Consider the following 18697-nt stretch of genomic DNA (forward strand, 5'->3'; position numbering starts at 1 on the left):
ACCCCTCATCGGGTTCGTTACTCGGCGATATCAACCTGGGCAAAGTAGTGTCCGCCCAGTGGATCAACCACGTAGTTGGACACTTTTTTGCTCACTGGCTCATACACGGTTGAGTGGGCAATGATCAGTGCCGGAGCCTGGTCATGCATCACCACCTGAGCCTGCTTGTACAGTTCGATACGCTTGTTGTGATCCTCAGTCGCACGGGCAGGCTGAATCAAATCTTCAAACGATTTGTCACACCAGCGTGAATAGTTCGAACCGTCTTTGGCTGCCGCACAGCTGAACAGGGTGGCAAAGAAGTTATCCGGATCTCCGTTATCACCGGTCCAGCCCATCATCACGGTCTGGTGTTCACCGGCTTTCGCGCGCTTCAGATACTCGCCCCACTCATAGGTGACGATCTTGGCCTTCACGCCAATCTTCGCCCAGTCGCTCTGGATCATTTCCGCCATGCGGCGAGCGTTCGGGTTATATGGACGCTGTACCGGCATTGCCCACAGATCGATGGCAAAGCCATCGGCCATGCCAGCTTCTTTCAGCAGCGCTTTGGCTTTTTCCGGGTCGTAGGCGTAGTCCTTCACGGCGTCGTTGTAGCCCCACATGGTTGGTGGGATCAGGTTTTTCGCCGCCTGTCCTGCACCCTGGTAAACCGCGTCGATGATCGCCTGCTTGTTCACCGCCATGGTCAGCGCCTGGCGAACTTTCAGGTTATCCAGCGGCTTTTTCTCAACGTTAAACGACAGATAGCCGACGTTCAGACCCGGCTGCTCCATCAGGTTGATTTTGGTGTCCTTCTTCATGCTGGCGATGTCAGCAGGATTTGGATACGGCATCACCTGGCATTCGCCTTTCTGCAGCTTGGCGTAGCGCACCGATGCATCAGGGGTGATGGAGAACACCAGGCGGTCAATCTTCGGCTTCTCGCCCCAGTATTCCGCGTTGGCTTTATAGAGAATGCGTGAATCTTTCTGGTACTGCTGCAGCTGGAACGGACCGGTACCGACCGGGTTAAGATCGACTTTTTCCGGCGTGCCCGCTTTCAGCATGTTGTCGGCATATTCCGCAGACAGAATAGAGGCAAAGTCCATTCCCAGGTCGGCGAGGAACGGCGATTCGGGGCGGGTCAGAACGAAACGTACGGTGTTGTCATCAACCTACTCAATTTTGCTGATCAGGTTAGGCATATCCATGCCTTCAAAGTATTCGTAGCTGCCGCCGGAAACGCCGTGATACTTGTTGTTTTTATCCAGCTGGCGTTCGAATGTGAAGACCACATCGTCGGCGTTAAAGTCACGCGTCGGCTTAAAGTCTTTGGTCGTTTGCCACTTCACGCCCTTACGCAGATGGAAGGTATAAGTTTTGCCATCTTCACTGACATCCCATTTTTCCGCCAGAGCCGGGTGCAGTTCGGTGGTACCGATGGTGAATTCCACCAGACGGTTATAAATCTGGCGCGAGCTGGCATCGTAGGTGGTACCGGAAGTAAACAGCTGAGGGTTAAACCCTTCCGGCGATCCTTCAGAACAATAAACCAGGGTTTTCGCCTGTACGCTGGCGGCCATCATTAGTGCGATCGCGCTGAAACCGACCTTCAGCATCCCGGATTTAGTCAGGGAAATACTCATGCTTAGCTCCAATAGTGATGTGATGTTGTGTGTTGCGTGCCGACCGATAATTTTTTTGTGTGGTCTGGCGTAATGCCTTGCGGCGTCAGTCCTGGGAGCGGAGTTTGCGGTTTCCATACGATTGAGAAACCTTCAGACAAATCTCCTTACCTTTTGTGCTGGGGTTTCAATTTGTCAACAGTTTCAAGGAACGTCAATACAATCGTAGTGTATTTACGCAGAGTGTGAGAAACCGCATGCAAATATTAAAAAAACAATTAGCTCTATTTTGCGGATTAAAAACTTATGACTTCGTCACAAAACCAGATTAATCGCTAAATACGATGCTGATATCCAGCGGATCGCGTTGAGAAAAAACCTTTAAAATAAACCGAATAACCCCGTCTGTGGCGCGATAAAATTATCCATATGGCTATCTTATAGATAAATATGCTGCAACGGCCCGGTGAAAAATCGTCGTTTAACGTGAATCGGACATCAACATAATTCGTCGCGAATTAAGCTTTTATTTTTATGTATAACATGATGTTAGGTTGTTTTTATGTCGGACTTAATGCGGGTTGAAACGGTGGATAATTTTGCAACAGTAGAGTTTTATGTTGGGGGTGGGGAGATTGTCGGTGACTTCTTGCCTGTAACGGTAGTGGCGTTCGCGGGCGGGTCCCGGCTCTGATCGGCTGGTCCTCGCGCCACGCGCTGCGTGGTTCCCTCACGCCGTTCGTCAGCCTGTCGGACCGCCGCAGACGGGCCGTCCTGGCCCGGCTGCGGCTTTTGGCCGCGTCCATGCGGCCAAATCCTGGCTTCCTCGCTTCGTTCAGCGCTGTGGATTGCCGGTTCAGAGCCGGAACCCGCCCGCTCTGCGGATTTAGCGTCGTTTGTTTTAAATGTCGGCCTGGTATTTGAATTGGGGGTGGCGTACTGGGGGAAAGGTCGATCTGGCGGTTTTACTGGCAGGGTATTCAGGTGTGGGGGTAGTAACGGGCAGGATGTTCTCCTACCCGATTAAGCTGCAAATCGATGAAAGCCAGCACCACGCCGGTCCGTCGACGTGATTGAGTTTTGGGTAACCTAAGCCAGAGGGGCTTATTTTGCCGTACTGCCCTCTGCTACTGCTTTCGGGTCGGCACACCAGTTATTCGCCTGCTTAATACCGCCGTTGGGTGAGGTATAGCCCAGGCAACCCATAATGGTATCGAACAGCTCTACATGGCGATGCGTTTTGCCCGCGTGTTGCTGCTCCTGCAGGCGTTCAAATGCACTTTTGTTGTTGGCATCAGCCAGATACTTGTCCGACGCCCAGACAATCATCGGCACGCGGAACTGCTCCGGTGGGGCCATATTGCGCGGCGTGCCGTGCAGGTGCATGTTGTCGCTGATGGATTCACCGTGATCCGAGGCGTAAAACACGATGGCTTTCTTATCGCGCAGCTGGTCGAACACGCTGTCCAGTACCGTATCGGTATACAGCACCGAGTTGTCGAAAGCGTTAATCAGCATGGCTTTACTGCATGTGTCATCCACCCCCATGCATTCCGGCTGATAGCGCGCGTACTCACGTGGGTAACGCTGCGAGTAAAGATAATGGGAGCCTTTGGTGTGCAGCACCACCAGATGTTTCCCCTGTGGATGGCGATCGATTGATGCCTTCAGCTCCGGGATCAGCAGCATGTCATCCACCGACTTGCCCTGATTACGCTGCTCGGAGCCAATCTGCTCGCGGAAAACATAGTTGTCGGCGTCGGTATTGTTGTAGAACCATACCTCACTCTGCATAGCGAACAGCTCAGAGCTGAATCCTAACTCTTTCAGCACGGCGAAGACGTTCTGTTCTTTCAGCGTGCGTCCCGGGTTATCCATGGTACCGCCCTCGCGAACGAACATGCAGCGCAGGGAAAGCTTGGTGGCGGTATCACAGGATTCGCCACGGAAGGCGACCAGATTTTTTTCATGGGAGAGTTTCGGTGTGGTATCTCGCTCATAGCCCAACAGGCCCATGTGGTCCCAGCGCGTGGTTTCACCGATCACAAATACCACGTAGGTGTCGTCCAGACCCGCAGGCGGCGCAACGTAGCTAAACTTCTTCGCCGGATCGAGCAGGTCATCATGCTCCATCTTTTCATCGTAGCTGGTATAGGCAAACAGCCCCAGCGCGGAAAGCCAGTTTGACGGCAGATAAGAGTGAGCCACGACGCCACCGTAGCTTGGCAGGTCAATATTGGTCAGTTTCTCGTTGGCGCTTTGCAGCTTATCGAAATAGCGAATCGGCAGCCAGACCAGAGCGACGGCCAGCAGCAGCGCCAGCAGCGGTTTAATACGCTGGCCTGGGGTTTTGATTTGTTCCAGCAGCGTCATTCGTTGTTTATTGGTCCAGATCAGCACCAGCGGCACGATGCTGACCAGCACCATCCACAGAATAAAGTGATATCCCACGACCTCTTTCGACAAATCAACGTCGGTAGTCATGACCGACGCGACAATCCCATAACCAATAACCACGTTGAAGAAGGTCATGTAATAGCTGGCCGAAACGGATATCAGCACCAGCAGGGTCGCGGTAACGCGATAGAACCATTTCCCACCCAGCGACAGCAGGCGCATCAGGAAGAAAGTGAGCAGAACCGCTGCGGTCACTTCCGCCAGTGCGGAGAGCCACTGCATGGGTTTAAAACTGGAGAACAGAGGATCAAAGCGTCGGTAAAATACTGAAATATTTAAGAAAATACCGATATAAACGGCCAGCATCAGAGATGACTTTTGCTGGGTAAGCATTCTAATATAATTCATTGGGATTTTAGTCCTGGCATGACCTAAACAATTTCTATACACATTCTGAACATTTATCAGACCCTGGTGCTGTCAGAGAGTTCGGAAAAAACCTATAAACCTAAATTCCCTTTTATAAACAAACTATTCTTACAGCATAAATGCCGATACAGATGACCATGGCCGATCGTTAATCATGCTGAGTGATGGCATTCTGTTAACTAACAATTCAGCCGATACAATCGCCTCTTTCGAAGTCAATCGGGGAAAATCACCATGCATACACTCGAAGAACGTGCCCGGCGGTATGCCACTAAAGCGCATGCGGCGGCTGGACAGAGACGCAAGTATACCGATGAACCCTATATCGTCCACCCCGAAGCGGTAGTGGAACTGGTTCGCAGCGTCAGTGATGATGAAGAAATGCTGGCTGCCGCCTGGCTGCATGATACCGTTGAAGATACTCCCGGCACACTCGGTGATATTAAAGCGCGTTTTGGTGAACGGGTCGCTTCTCTGGTTTCTATGCTCACAAACAGCGGAAATATTCCCGGCCAGAACCGTGCCGCGCGAAAAGTCGCTCACTTTCGTCATACGGCTGAGGCGTCACCGGATGCCCAGACGATTAAGCTGGCCGACATTATCGACAATACTCGTTCTATTATTCATTTCGATCCGCATTTCGCCCGTATCTATCTGGTTGAAAAGCGCGTGCAGATAGCCTTACTGACCGCTGGAGATCAAACGCTATGGCAGTCCGCCAATCGAATTATTGAACAGGGTATCCATCAGCTCGGCCAGCCACCTTACAATGTTTCCGACGACTGGTTTGCTCTTCAGGAAGCGAAATATCGATAAGTATTGATAACCAGCGGACACAGATTCCGTTTCTAAGCAGGCGGCTACCCTGGCATTCTGTGCGATTGTATGGTCCACGGCATAGAATGCCAGGAATTCTGATTTCACATCTCTATAATTGCCCGCAGCTTAGTTTACCGGGGGCAATAATGTCTGAAGATCTGCTTACAATTAGAAATAAAATTGGTGTTTTTTTTATCTTTGCAGCATTTCTTAGTGCGATGATGGGATTAGTATTTATTGATGTGGTCTGGATGAGTGATGAGATGCATGAAGCTTCATTTACGGAAATCACTCAGGAATTAATACTGGGTGCGATTGTATTTTTGTTTATTCTTCATGCCAGAGATTCTGTGGATCAGCAGCCGATACGAATTCTGGTCGCTGGCTTTTTCGCCTGTATGTTGATTCGTGAGCTGGATTTTTTGTTTGATAAAATCAGCCATGGAAGTTGGTTTTGGTTTGCTCTGGCAGTTACGGTTGTTTCACTTATCGCTGCGCTCAGGCACCCTCGTTACCTGATTTCGGGCCTGGCTGATTTTATGCGACATCCTGCCTGGGGAATGATGGTGGCCGGCATGCTCACTATCCTGGTGTTTTCACGCCTGTTTGGTATGAATGAGTTATGGCGGCATCTGATGCCAGATGGTTATAACCGCACGGTGAAAAACATGGCAGAAGAAGGGAGTGAACTGCTGGGATATACCCTGTGTCTTTTTGCTACGTTCGGGTATTTATTCACCGAAAAGAAAAAGTAAAAGAAAGATTGATCGCGCAATTAAGATGGCTTTTTAAACATGATGCTTGTTAAATGTGCGATCAATTATATCGACTGTACTGTATCAGAGTAAACTGTATTGTTTTGTCCTGTAATTATCAAAAAATCATATTGGTTATTTTTTTTAATAACATTAAACTATAAAATATCCATGGGTTTCAACAAATAATAAGGTAGGTTGATTTTTATGTTGCAAGCTGCGGAATATTCGCAACGCATTCACCTTTAGTCTGGTGATAGATACCTGATTGAGTCTTTACTTTTGATATTTTTTCAGCTTTACCTGCAATTCTGACCTCCTCAACCTTGATCTGATGGCATAAGCGGCGCGTACCCTGAGCTTTTACCTTTCTTGTCTGGCAGATTATGACGTCTGTCTTACGTAAAATATAAGACAGCTGGAAGGATGCCCTGCGCTCGGTAATAGCAAAGACGTCAGAAACTTGTTTATGTCCAATCCACGTTTTCTGCATCAGACCCCATAATGCGATAAGAACATATAAAGGCTGGTCGGCATGCTCACTTAATTCCGCAGGCACACGGCCACCGTCATGATTGCTCTGTTTTACCACCTTGGTTGTTCCCTTATCGGGAGAAATAACGTTTTCGTCTTTACTCATAATCATGTCGTCCCTGTTTGATAAGAAATGTACACTACCGATGAGATTCAAGGCTCATTTTTTCACGTGAAAATGGGAAAAATGGGCAAAGAGTATTTGCCCAACCCGCAGTGACACAGAAAAAATAACTATACGCAGCTAAAAAAATAGTTCCCCATTGCTAAAGTTAGCAATGGGGAGAGGGTTTACCAGGAATAATTCACGCCCACGTTTGCCTGCCATGGACGCTCAAGGTTGTCGCCAGTGGTATAGTTGAAGCTGGCATAACCGCCGACATTTTTCATCAGTTGAACTTCAGCACCGCCGCCAATCTGGAATGCAGCACCATCGATGCTGTTATTCATATTAACGTTGTTCAGTCTCACTTCATTGCTATCAGCAAATTCGTTGAGCGCTGCCATGTGCAGGTAAGGTTTGATATAGCCTTGATTCAGTTCGAATGTATAACCCACATCCGTACCGATTTCGCCTACCATTGATTTGAAATCGTCGCCATTTACAACCATGCCGTTATTCATGGTGTAGTGTGCGCCATCAATGGCACGACCGGTCGCTTTCACATACGGTTCAGCAAAGTAACCGCTGTCTTCCCAGGCATAACCCAGTTTCATACCCAGGCCATAGCCGTTGGTAGAGAAGTCAGAACGTGAACGTTGACCATCCAGAGTACGGGCATCGCCGCTGTTACTGAAATGATTGTACTGCGCGGACGTATCAACAAAGATGCCATTTTCGAAGCGACGAGACAGATAGAACTGTGCGCCGTAGCTATCGAGATCGCCGCTGCTGTTCATCACGTCAAGATCGGAACGCGCTGACGAGAACGCCACACCGGCTAACCAGCTGCCGCCATTCTTCGCATCAAACAGGTTATCAACGCCCAGCATAACGCCGTTGGTATTTAACTTATACCCAGCACCGGCTGACGTTGTATTGTGGTTTTCTCCACCAAAGTAAGAGATCCATACACCACCGTCATCCCTGGCGTGGCGTGAAGCATTCATATGCTGGTTAAGTGCATCCGACTCCATGCTGGCAACATTCACCTGCGCGGCCGCCATGCTTAATGCTGTTGCCGCGCTGTTTGACAGGTGGCCATTATTTTTAAAATAAACGTTACGTTCGTCGTGCACTTTGTCATTCAGAATGTCCTGAACGTCATACTGGTAAACACCCAGCTCGGTGCGGCCAATGAAGTGCGCATCGCTGCCTTTATCCAGATAGTTGACGAAGCTGTGAGGATTCACGCCATTAACGCGGTCGCGATCGGCAACGTAGCCGTCTTTGACATAAGGTTCTACGCCAGAGTTAGCGATTTCCAGACGGTACTCACCCTTTGCTGTGCCTTTAACCTGAACTGAACCATAGGTGTAATCACCACCAATGTTGAGCAGCGGCTCGGCTACGGCTTTACCCACGGTGATAACCGAAGTCTGATAATGGCCAGCACTGTCTTTGTCCTGGTTCAGATTACCATGAACGATAACGCGTGCAGCGCCCAGGTCTTCATAACGGCCGCGATCGCCCAGCGTTGCAGTGTCGTCTGCCAGGTTGATCAAATTCAATGATGAGGCAGAAAGGTTCATGTCATGAACGTCGCTGATTGCCAGACCGCCATCAGCCGTTGCAGCGGCATTCCACACTGCGCCGTTTTTAACGTTCATGTCCGGGTTCCATGAAGATACCAGGGTATCGTCAGGACGAGAAATGTTAGTAATACCGCCGACTTTACCATTCAGCGTACTGTGGTTCAGGTTAACGGTAACCGGCGTCCACGCATTGCTGGCATTCACCAGAATGGTATTGCTGACGCTGCTGACGGCGTTTTTATAGATGGAAGACGCAGACAGTGAAGCATCAATTGCCCCCTGTGCCAGAACCACCGGCGCTTTCGCATCGGTCACGTCGGTCAGTTGAACAACGTAGCCAGTGGCACCGCGAGCGGTGATGTCACCGTTTACCACGGTATTGTTGGTCAGATTCAGCGTGGTGCCGTTGTGTTCACGATCCATAACCTGCGTATTAGTAATGCTGGCACCGCTTGCAACATAGTCGCCGGTCTTCGCATCACGCACTACGGTTACGTTGATCGTTGGCGTATAGCCGTCGTGGGTCAGATTCACGTTGCCATTCAGCGTTGAGCTATTCACATCCACGCGGTTAGCATGACCGGACATGTCCAGTGCTGAACCTGCGTTGTTTACCCCAGCGGACAGCGTTGAATTGTTGGTCACGGAGACAAATAAACCAGAACCGGAGATGGCTACCGCAGTGGATTTGCTGTCGGCATCGCGGCTGTAGTTGCCGTTATTTTTATGGCTACCGTCGTAGTTATCATCCTCACGAACCGCAGCGATATTTTTTGCCGTGATCTGAGCGTTATCTAAAACAACGTTTGGCGTTTTAGCAACCTGATGGGTCAGCGTCTGATTCGCAGCAATATGGTTACCGCTGCTGTCAACCGCGTAATTCATGCTGCTACTGTTAATGCTCAGGCCGGTCGCTGAAGGACGCATGGTATAGACATGCTCTTCACCTTGAACATTTCCTGAAGGATTAACCGGCACGGAATCCGTATTAAGCGTGTTATCGATAGTGGTATTTTTAATCACCAGAGCATCGCGAGCGCGATCGTGCGTAGCGGTTTCCTGCAGATTACCGTCTACGGCGACTGCTGCGACGCTTTGATTCAGGCTTTTCACCTGAGAATATACAGCTGCGTTTTGCAGGCCAAAAACACCGCCGGTGCGATCGACCGGGCTGATATAAACGTCAGAGTTACGATCGAGCGCGATAACTTTGCTGACGGTTAAAGGAATTTTATTTCCTGCAGTATCAAGTTCAAATGTGCCGTCGGCTTTTTTCTGATACTGAATAGCGCCGCTGGCATCACGTTGATAAAGCGTTACGCTCTGTGTTTTTTGATAGCGATTATTCGCGGTGCCCATTTTCAGGCCATCAACGACACCAACCGGAACAGAATAACCGTCCGCTGCTGTGGCTTTTGCCAGACGCTCACCATGTACGGCACGCTGGTAATCTTCGAAAATAATGTAGTTGGCATCGCCTGGCAGGCTTGGAACGGCCGAGTTCAAATAGTCTTTGTAACCGCTGCTGTTTACCAGAGCGTGAAAACCCTGAGTATTCGTATTAATGGCAACCCATTCACTACCGGTAAGGGTGTTATTGACAATCGGAAGGTCGCTTCCGCCAATAAATACGACACCGCCGCCAGTATATTGACCCTGGGCATCATGGCTTAACGCAGCCTTGTCTTTTACTGCGACAGAAGATGACGTGGTGGCGGAAAACGCTGGGGTACTAAGGCTGACGATAACTGAAGCCGCCAGAACACTCAGCTTGAAACTTTTTTTTCTCATCACTGCAATTCCTTTTATAATAAACAATTGAACAGTTCGCCTCACTGGCTCCTGTTTTATTTCATTAATTTTTAAGCATAAAACCTCACACCAGAAATAAAAAATTATCTCAGCGGAAAACTAATTACAGATTTAACTCAGAAGAAAATATATCCCTTCAAATTATCCTCCATGAAAATTAACAGAATATTACGAATCGTGTTGATTGCAGCTAACAACTGTAAAGAAAAAAATAGTAATCATGTTGATAAATATCTCTCATCGACAGCGCAATGAAAATGATATTAAAAAATCAACCTAAAAAACCTTAATTACAGGATAGGGATGAAAATAACACTTAAGTCTCATTGTTAATCGACTGGTAGAGTTAAATGTCGTTTTTAAATCTGAAATAAGTTTTATTTGTTACTTTCAAGCTTGGAATTTGAGTGGATATTAATTGATTGATCGTTAAATTCACGTGTAGATAAGGGTATGTATTAAAAGAATTATAAATGGAAAAGGTTTTTTTATGAGCTTGAAACGGTGAAAATGTCGGAGAGCTATTAAACTCTCCGGCGGCGGAATTTTATCTGAAATTATTAGAAGTTCAGTTCCAGCGTGGTTCCAATTGCGCGTTCGCGAAGCGTAATTGGCGTATTTCTGTCATTCGAACTAATACTCAAACTGTGATCGTTATCAAATAAGTTCTGCGCATACAGCGTTGCACGACCATATTTGAAGGTATAAGCCAGCTGCGCATTAGAAACCCAGTATGGAGAAATGCGGCCACGATTATCATTATCATAGGCTGAATAATAAGATCCGCTGAACTTCACGTTACCGCTCAGCTCAACGCCCGGCAGCAGCATATATTTCGCGCCCACGTTAGCCGTATAGCCCGGTGCTCGTGGCAGAACATTGCCTTCGTTGGTGCTGCCGTTAAACTCTTTGATCTTGGTTTTCAGCAAGCCAACGGAGGTATTCATTTCAAAATCAATGCTCGGCTTCCAGATAGCGCCAAACTCTGCACCATAGGTCACCACTTTGTCCGCATTGTCGATAATCGATGAGCCTGATGACAGCGTATACGGCAGCTGCATATTTTTGTAATCGTTATAGAACACGTTACTGGTCAGATCGAGGTCGGCCGCATCAATGTGGTGACGGGTATACAGTTCATAGTTCCAGACGTATTCCGGATCGTAGGTGTAGGTGACCACCGGCGTGGCGAAGGTGATGCCCGCACCACCGGCGTTATAACCGCGAGCGATTTTGGCACCGAAGGTCTGGCCTTCGATCGGCTTCCATGCCACGTCCAGTTTCGGCAGGAAAACGTTGTAGGTTTCATCGAAATTCACTGCGGATGCACCACCGCTACCAACGCGGCGGCGATGTTCGCGTTCCAGGCGGCTGGAGGCGGTGACATCAACCTGTTCGGTCAGCGCATAGGTCAGTTCGGCGAAGGCCGATGAGGTTTTGGTTTCATCCTTGAAGAAGCTGCCGCCGTAAAGGTACACATCCTCATCCTGGCTGGCGGTGAAGTAGTTCAGTCCGGCCAGACCGCGCCAGACGTTATCTTCGGTGGCAAAGTTCACCAGTGGCGACATCTGGAATTCATGGCCATCGACGTTAGCACTGACGTTGCTGGCGTAGGTATGGCGATGCTGATTGAACGCGGTATACAGCGCTTTGTTCGACAGACGCAGCTGTTCCGACTGATCCCAGGAGATATCCCAGATCGTGCTGTTGTACTGGTTCTGGAAGACCGGACGGCGGCGATCGTAGCGGGCAACGGTGTTGGTTTCCGGGCTGAGCGCTTCGTTCTGTGGTGCGATGCTGTCAAAGTGGTTGACCGTCAGCTTGGTGCTCAGTTCGCGTAGCGATGACGGGTTATACAACAGCTTCATACGCGCGGTGTTGGTTTCAACCTGCTTCACTTTCCCCGGATAGGGATCGTAATCAATCAGGTCGACGGTACTCTGGCGGCGCTGGCGATCGAGGCTGACGCGGAAGGCCAGTTCATCTTCGATCAGTGGACCGGAAACCATGGCGGCTGTTTGCGAGGCGTGTTGATTACCGATACCGCCTTTTACCGCACTTTCCCATTCAAACGACGGATCGCGCGTGGTCATTACCACCGCACCAGCAATGGCGTTACGTCCCTGCACATAGCTCTGTGGGCCGAGGAAAACTTCGGTACGGTCCACATCCCACAGCGACTGGCTGCCGAATGCCATTTCGTTATAGCTCAGCGAACGGCCATCGACGGACATGTTGATACGCGGGCGTGAACCGGTGAAGAATGCGGTCGCACCAGTTGCCGGACCGGAACCGTCTAAACCGCGAATGGTGGGCAGATCGTTACCCGGGCCGACATCGGTAATGTTCGGGATCATCTGCATGATGTCGCGAATTTCCACTGCGTGCGGCAGGGAATCGATTGCGTCCTTGTCGTAGACTTTGACGCTGGAGCCGGTGTCATAGATGGAGCGGTTGGTCTTCTCACCGGTGACGATCATCGTGTTATCAACGGCGGTTTCGGTAACGTTCTCTTCAGCTGCTGCTGCATTCCCTGCGCCTGAGACGCATAAGCCAATTAACAGCGATGAAAATGTCCGTTTGAAAACCCGTCCTGCCACAAGTTGGTATTGAGCCTGAGTCTGCTCGGCCATGTGTCTTTCTCCTTTCCCAGATGCGCACTGCTTTTATTGTTTTTACGAGGGTGAAACGACAATAACATTCACATTACTAATGACTTTATCGGCCATCCTGGCTTTTGGTTATGTAATATCTACACTGACTTTCTGCGAAAATAATAGTCACTCTGGTAAATTATGCTTTTTAACCATGATGTTAACGCGCCATCAAGCGATGTGGCTGAGAAGTGACCACTATGAGGTAAGTAATACCGCGCTAAAAAATCGTCAAAAATAATAATGATTTGCATATGTTAATGCAAATCATTATCAAATGTAACAAAAGTAAATTTTGGTTTTATATGCCGGGGAATGATTCTGTTGCAGTGATTTGTACTGAATATGGTTTAGATTTGTCGGGTGCGGGTCAGCAGCCAAAGCAAATAGATCCCGCCAATAATTCCGGTCATGCGTCCAACGGGAACGGTGATCCCTACAGGCATTATCTGGGTGAAGAGATCGGCCAGAATCAGCAGGCAGGCACCCATTAATGCGGCCCCCATCACCGGCACTCCCCGCCCGGCTGTCAGGCGAACCACCAGTTGCGGAGCAGCCAGCGCCACAAAGGCTATCGGTCCGGTAGCACTGGTTGCCACTGCCGCCAGCATTACGCCGGCAAACAGCATCAGTAAGCGCATACGTTCAACCGGAACGCCTAACTGACGGGCCAGGTCATCGCCCATCTCCATTAAATTCAGACGGTGTGCCCCAAGCAGGACCAGCGGCAGTAGTACGATCACACCGACAATCACCGGAATAGCATGATCCCAGCTGCGTGCGGCGGTAGTACCTGAAAGCCACAGATTTGCCATGATGGAATTATCGAGATCGCCTTTAACCAGCAGTAATCCGTTGAATGCACTGAGGATCGCGCCTACACCGATGCCGGTAAGAATCAGCCGGTAGCCCCGTACCGCGCCTCCCTGGCGTGCCAGCAGGTAGACCAGCAGTGCCGTCAGCATGCCGCCCGCCAGCGACCAGATCACGACCTGTAGCGTTCCGCCATCAAACAGCACAATCTGCATGATGGCCCCGCTGGCTGCCCCCGTGGTAAAGCCGATAATGTCAGGGGAACCCAGCACATTACGCGAAATTGACTGGAAAATTGCCCCGGAAACACCGAGTGCCGCCCCGACAAATAGCGCCACCAGCACTCTCGGCAGGCGAATATTGCGGATAACGTGGCCGAAAATCCCCTCCTCCACGCTGCCGGACAGTGCAGCAAGCACCTGCGGAATGCCAATCGGCAGGCGGCCGACGGTCATGGCATAACAGCCCAGTATGAGCGCCAGCACCAGCAGGCAACAGCACACCAGCAGATTGCGCAGTGACAGGCGAAGTGAAAATTGCCGCCACTGCCAGACGCGACCTGTGATCGGCAGATCCTGATTCTTCATGCCTGTACCCTCTTCCAGCGTCTTACCAGCCAGATAAATACCGGTCCGCCAAGCAGCGCGACCATAATGCCTACGCTGACTTCTCCGGGATATCCCACCAGACGCCCAAGCGTATCTGCCGCCATCACCAGAATGGCCGAAATCAGCATCGCCCAGGGCAGCAGCCAGCGGTGATCCGCGCCGGAAAATGCCCGGGCGAAGTGCGGCGCGGTCAGTCCGATAAACCCGATCGGTCCGGCGGCGGCGGTTGCCGATCCTGCCAACAGCACAATCGACAGCGCCGCCAGCAGCCAGATGCGCAGCGGATTCACTCCGAGGGATTTGCCCAGATCGAGGCCGAGAGCCAGCGTATCCAGTGCCGTCGCAAGGATAAGCGCCAGCACCACGCCGGTTAAAACCAGCAGCGACACTGGCAGCAGCACCGCATAGCCTCGCCCTTGTAGTGAGCCGACAACCCAGTGGCGAAACTGGTCAAACACGGCTTCATCGCTGTTAACGGTAATCAGCTGAGTCAGTGCCAGCATCACAATCGACAGCGCAGCCCCGGCCAGCACCATCCGCACCGGGTTGTTGCCGCGCAGGCCACCCAGTGCACATACCGCACCGCCGGTCAGTGCAGCACCTCCCAGGGCGAACCAGATGTACTGATTGATATCGGACAGCCCGAGAAAGGCGATCGCCATAACGCTGGCGAGCGTGGCGCCGGCATTCACGCCGAGGAGACCCGGGTCGGCCAGCGGATTGCGGGTTAGCGCCTGCATTACCGCACCGGCCGCGCCCAGCGCCACACCAACAACCAGCCCGAGCAGCGTGCGCGGTACCCGTAAATAGTGCACCAGCAGATGTTCACTATTACGTGGATCAAAATGTACCAGCGCCTGCCAGGTGGTCGCAGGTGAAATCGCCCGGGTACCGATAAACATGCTGCTGATGGTCAGCAAAACCAGCAGCAGCATGCCCCAGAGCAAACCGCTGCGGCGAAAAGCCGGACTGAAAAGTTGATTCATTGCCCGCTGGCTGCCGGGGTTTTTGCGAAGTTTTTCACCACGTCACGCACGATCTCACTGGCACTGTAGTAGTCAATACGGAAGGAGTTGATCCCCAGACTGTAAACCCGCTTCGTTTGCACCGAAGGCAGATTCGCCAGCATCGGATCGCGAAGAAAAGCATCGACCCGCTCCTGCGGCGCGCGCAGCAGGAAGGTGGTGGCCGCAGTCAGCTGGGTCAGATTCTCGTAGGTTGCCCAGACAAAATCATTCTGCGCTTTGACCGTGGTTTGCCAGGCCGGGTTCGGATCTTCCATTTTAAAGCCGAGTGATGCCAGCAGGCTGCTGTGCACGCCTCTTGCCGTAGCGATCGGGTTAGGGATACCGGGGCCGTTATAGCTGATGATATTGGCCTGTCCCGGTGGGACGGTAATTTTTTCCCGCGCCTGCTTTACGAGGCCGTCAAATTCGGTAATGCGCGCACTGGCTTCTTTTTCCAGTCCGCCCGCATCGCCCAACAGCGTCGCCAGTTCCTGCCAGGTTTGTCCACCGTAGTCAACGACGATCGTTGGTGCAATCTGGCGGAAGTCCGCCAGCTGCGCCTTGGCGGAATCCGCTCCGCCGGTGGAAACCACAATCAGATCCGGGGTGACTGCGTACGCCTGTTCAAGATCGACGGTACCCGCCGACCACAGTTTTTCCAGCTTGCGCTCTGCCGCTACCGTTTGCCACTGCGCGTACCAGTCGCCGTTCACGCCGGTGGCGCTGCCCGCCAGCGGCGCATCAATGGCCAGCAGCGTGCCGGTCACGGTGACCGATGTGGAAAGAATACGCTTGGGTTTCGCCGGGATGGTCGTGGTCGTGCCATCCGCATTGTGGAACTGGCGCGGCCAGCCTTTTTCACCTTCAGCCTGGCTGGAAAAAGCCGTTATCAACAGCACCAGAGATAATAAGTATCGCAAATTTAGTTTAATTTTTTTCATATATCCCTTCACTTGTAAGGACTATTTTGCACAGCACACGCTGCCCTGCGCCATTGCGTATTCATAAAACGACGGGCAGTATATTCCGCACGCACATCTACAACAACATCAGTAAATGCAAGGATATAAGGAGAATGGAGTGAATAATAACAGGCAGCTCTGCGTCGGGTTATCGCTTGCTGTAACCTGGCTAACCGGCAATGGATGGCGCCGAAATGACAGTGACGTAGAGTCAATTTACTCAAGCGAATTTTATGTTGATATCGCCCGGCGCGCCGAAGCAGCAAAGCTCGATTTCCTGTTCCGCCCCGATGCGATGTGGCTATCACGCCAGGCGGTGGTTGAATCTCCAGCCTTCAGCAGCGTTGATCCTACTCTGCTGATGGCATCCATTGCCGCGCACACCAGCCGTATCGGGCTGGTTTCCACCGCCTCAACGACGTTCATGCCGCCCTACGTGGTGGCGCGCCAGTTCCAGTCGCTGAACCAGCTCAGCCGGGGCCGCGCAGGATGGAACGTGGTGACCTCACTGGCCGGGAATCTGAATTTTGGCCTCAGCGAAATGCCTCCGTCGGCGCAGCGCTATGCTCAGGCGCTGGAATTCACCGAGGTGGTGCGCAAACTTTGGCGCAGCTATCCGGCAGAGGCGCTGCGCATCGATCGTGAAGCGGGCGTGTATGCCGATTTCGATAAAGTGGTGCCGATCGATCATCAGGGTGAGCACTTCAGCGTTCAGGGCCCGCTTAACGTGCCCGAATGGGACGGCCCGCGCATTCCGCTGTTCCAGGCGGGGGCTTCCGATTCCGGCCGTGACTTTGCAGCCCGCACCGCCGATGCCATTTTTGCCGCCACGCCTGATATCGCTGCGGGCGTAGAGCTGCGCAACGATCTGCGGCGCAGGGCGGTGGCGCACGGGCGCAGCGCTGATGATATCCGCCTGATGCCGGGCGTCAGTCTGTATCTGGGCAATACCCGGGAGGAGGCGCAGGAACTTTACCGCGCCACGCAGGAAGGGCTGGACCCGGAGCGCAAATTCGCCCGCGCCAGCGAGCTGCTCGGCATTAACCTGCGCGAGCTGTCGCCGGATACCCGCATTACGCCGGACATGCTGCCACCGCCGGGGAAAGTATTCAGCCAGACACACGCCAATCTGCTGCGGCGGCTGATCGAGCGCGAGCAGCCGCTGTTGCGCGATCTGATGACGCGACCGGAGGTGGTTGGTTCCGCCTACTGGCAGGTTATCGGCACGGTGGAAGATGCGGTACGTGAAATCCGTGAACGCTTCGAGGCCGGTGCGCTGGACGGTATCATCGCTATTCCGGGCGGTTCGCCGGGCTGCATGGATCTCACCCTCAGCCAGCTGATGCCGCGCCTGAGTGAAGAGGGCCTGCTGCGCCGCGAGTATTCATCCACAACGCTGGCCGGGCATCTTGGGATTGGTTGAGTGTTATCGGACTGTCGCTTCCCGGCAGTCCGTTTTTTGTCGTATAAACGTCACGTTTCGGCAATAAAAACGTCATTCCGCACGGCGAGGATAGGGCTCTTATTTATTGCCTGGATCTGCTGCACGATGTCCCTTAAAACGTTGCCAAATCCGCTTTCCCAGCCGCAGCGGTTGGCGCTGGGCGAGGCTGGAATTCTTTACCAGCCCCCTGCCTTACGCTCGCCTGGCCCCGCCGACAGCACCCTGCGATTTGGCTTGATTGCCGATCCTCAGTATGCGGATGCCGATCCCGATGTGGAAAATAACCTCTATTACCGCCATGGGCTGTGTAAGCTTTCCTCGGCCATTAGCGCGCTGAACGATCTGTCACTCGATTTTGTTGCCACCCTGGGCGACCTGGTCGATCGCCAGTGGTCAAGCTACAGCGAGCTGCTGCCGCGCTATGATGCACTGCACCATCCGCATGTCGCGGTGATCGGCAATCATGATGCACAGGTGATTTCCGAGCATCTGGCCGCGCACACTCCGCCGCTGGGCCTGCCGAAAAGCTATTACCACTTCCGCCTCAGCGGCTATCGCTTTCTGGTCATCGATGGCAACGACATCAGCCTTTACTGCAACGCGGGCAACGGTGACGACCTGCAGCAGGCTCGTGAACAGCTTGATGAACTGATTGCGCAGCAGCAACCGCAGGCCCAGCGCTGGAACGGTGCGGTCGGCGAGAAGCAGCTGGCGTGGATTGAGCAGAACCTGCAACAGGCGCAGGCGCTGGGGGAAACGGTTATTGTGTTTGGTCACTATCCGCTGGCTCCGCTGAAAAAACACATTTTGTGGAACGGTGAAGCGGTGGCGGATCTGCTGTGCCGCTATCAGGTTCGCGCCTACTTCGCCGGTCACGATCACCGTGGCGGCTATTACCGGCGCGGGAATACTGATTTTATTACTCTGAAAGGGATGCTCGACGGCCCGGATAACGTGCCTTTTGCCGTTGCCGAACTCAACGGGAACAGGCTTATCATCACCGGTTTTGGTGGTGAAATCAGCCGTATCCTGCTACTAAGCCACAGCGAGCCGCTGCACGAGGTGGATAGCGAGAGCCGTCTGTAAAATCCGGGTCAATTATGTGATAGCCTGTCACGAACTTAACCCGGAATATTATCGTCATGAAAGAATTACCGCCTG

The 18697-nt window shown here is 52.1% G+C and carries 11 protein-coding genes and 1 pseudogene; 4 read left to right on the forward strand and 8 right to left on the reverse strand.

The window, feature by feature from the left end:
- Nucleotides 1–17: 17 nt before the first annotated feature.
- Both dppA and eptB read right to left on the reverse strand, forming a co-directional pair.
- Nucleotides 18–1628: pseudogene (dppA, locus tag IBT46_RS12220) on the reverse strand (dipeptide ABC transporter periplasmic-binding protein DppA).
- A gap of 1083 nt (nt 1629–2711) precedes the next feature.
- On the reverse strand, nt 2712–4412 hold the full coding sequence (gene eptB, locus IBT46_RS12225) for a kdo(2)-lipid A phosphoethanolamine 7''-transferase (RefSeq protein ID WP_200545877.1): 1701 nt from the start codon (nt 4410–4412) through the stop codon (nt 2712–2714).
- A 255-nt stretch (nt 4413–4667) separates the two neighbouring features.
- Here eptB and IBT46_RS12230 point away from each other — a divergent pair, with 255 nt between their 5' ends.
- Nucleotides 4668–5249, forward strand: coding sequence for an HD domain-containing protein (locus IBT46_RS12230; RefSeq protein WP_200545878.1), 582 nt, complete (start codon nt 4668–4670; stop codon nt 5247–5249).
- Between the two features lie 149 nt (nt 5250–5398).
- The gene (locus tag IBT46_RS12235; RefSeq protein WP_200545879.1) at nt 5399–6007 is read left to right on the forward strand and encodes a hypothetical protein; all 609 of its coding nucleotides are present in this window, start codon (nt 5399–5401) and stop codon (nt 6005–6007) included.
- Nucleotides 6008–6212: 205 nt separating this feature from the next.
- Here IBT46_RS12235 and IBT46_RS12240 read toward each other — a convergent pair whose 3' ends face one another.
- From IBT46_RS12240 to fepB, 6 genes are all read right to left on the reverse strand, one after another.
- Complete coding sequence (locus IBT46_RS12240; protein WP_200545880.1) at nt 6213–6647, reverse strand: CaiF/GrlA family transcriptional regulator; 435 nt, start codon at nt 6645–6647, stop codon at nt 6213–6215.
- Between the two features lie 185 nt (nt 6648–6832).
- Nucleotides 6833–10027: an autotransporter outer membrane beta-barrel domain-containing protein gene (locus IBT46_RS12245; RefSeq protein ID WP_200545881.1), complete on the reverse strand. Its 3195-nt coding sequence runs from the start codon at nt 10025–10027 to the stop codon at nt 6833–6835.
- Between the two features lie 581 nt (nt 10028–10608).
- Nucleotides 10609–12681 (reverse strand): TonB-dependent receptor, encoded by a 2073-nt coding sequence (locus IBT46_RS12250; protein ID WP_200545882.1) that lies wholly within the window; start codon nt 12679–12681, stop codon nt 10609–10611.
- A gap of 371 nt (nt 12682–13052) precedes the next feature.
- Nucleotides 13053–14102 (reverse strand): iron chelate uptake ABC transporter family permease subunit, encoded by a 1050-nt coding sequence (locus IBT46_RS12255; protein ID WP_200545883.1) that lies wholly within the window; start codon nt 14100–14102, stop codon nt 13053–13055.
- A complete protein-coding gene (locus IBT46_RS12260; protein WP_200545884.1) occupies nt 14099–15109 on the reverse strand; it encodes an iron ABC transporter permease in 1011 nt (336 codons plus the stop codon). The genes IBT46_RS12255 and IBT46_RS12260 overlap by 4 nt, the downstream gene beginning before the upstream one ends.
- Entirely contained in the window at nt 15106–16071 is a 966-nt protein-coding gene (gene fepB, locus IBT46_RS12265) for a Fe2+-enterobactin ABC transporter substrate-binding protein (RefSeq protein WP_200545885.1), read from the reverse strand. The genes IBT46_RS12260 and fepB overlap by 4 nt, the downstream gene beginning before the upstream one ends.
- Before the next feature lie 139 nt (nt 16072–16210).
- On the opposite strand from fepB, the gene IBT46_RS12270 reads away from it, so the two are divergent.
- Nucleotides 16211–17515: an NtaA/DmoA family FMN-dependent monooxygenase gene (locus IBT46_RS12270; RefSeq protein WP_105593675.1), complete on the forward strand. Its 1305-nt coding sequence runs from the start codon at nt 16211–16213 to the stop codon at nt 17513–17515.
- A gap of 126 nt (nt 17516–17641) precedes the next feature.
- Entirely contained in the window at nt 17642–18622 is a 981-nt protein-coding gene (locus IBT46_RS12275; protein ID WP_200545886.1) for a metallophosphoesterase, read from the forward strand.
- Nucleotides 18623–18697 lie beyond the last annotated feature (75 nt).

It is taken from the genome of Erwinia sp. S38, assembly GCF_016624545.1.
GTDB classification, from domain to species: domain Bacteria; phylum Pseudomonadota; class Gammaproteobacteria; order Enterobacterales; family Enterobacteriaceae; genus Erwinia; species Erwinia coffeiphila.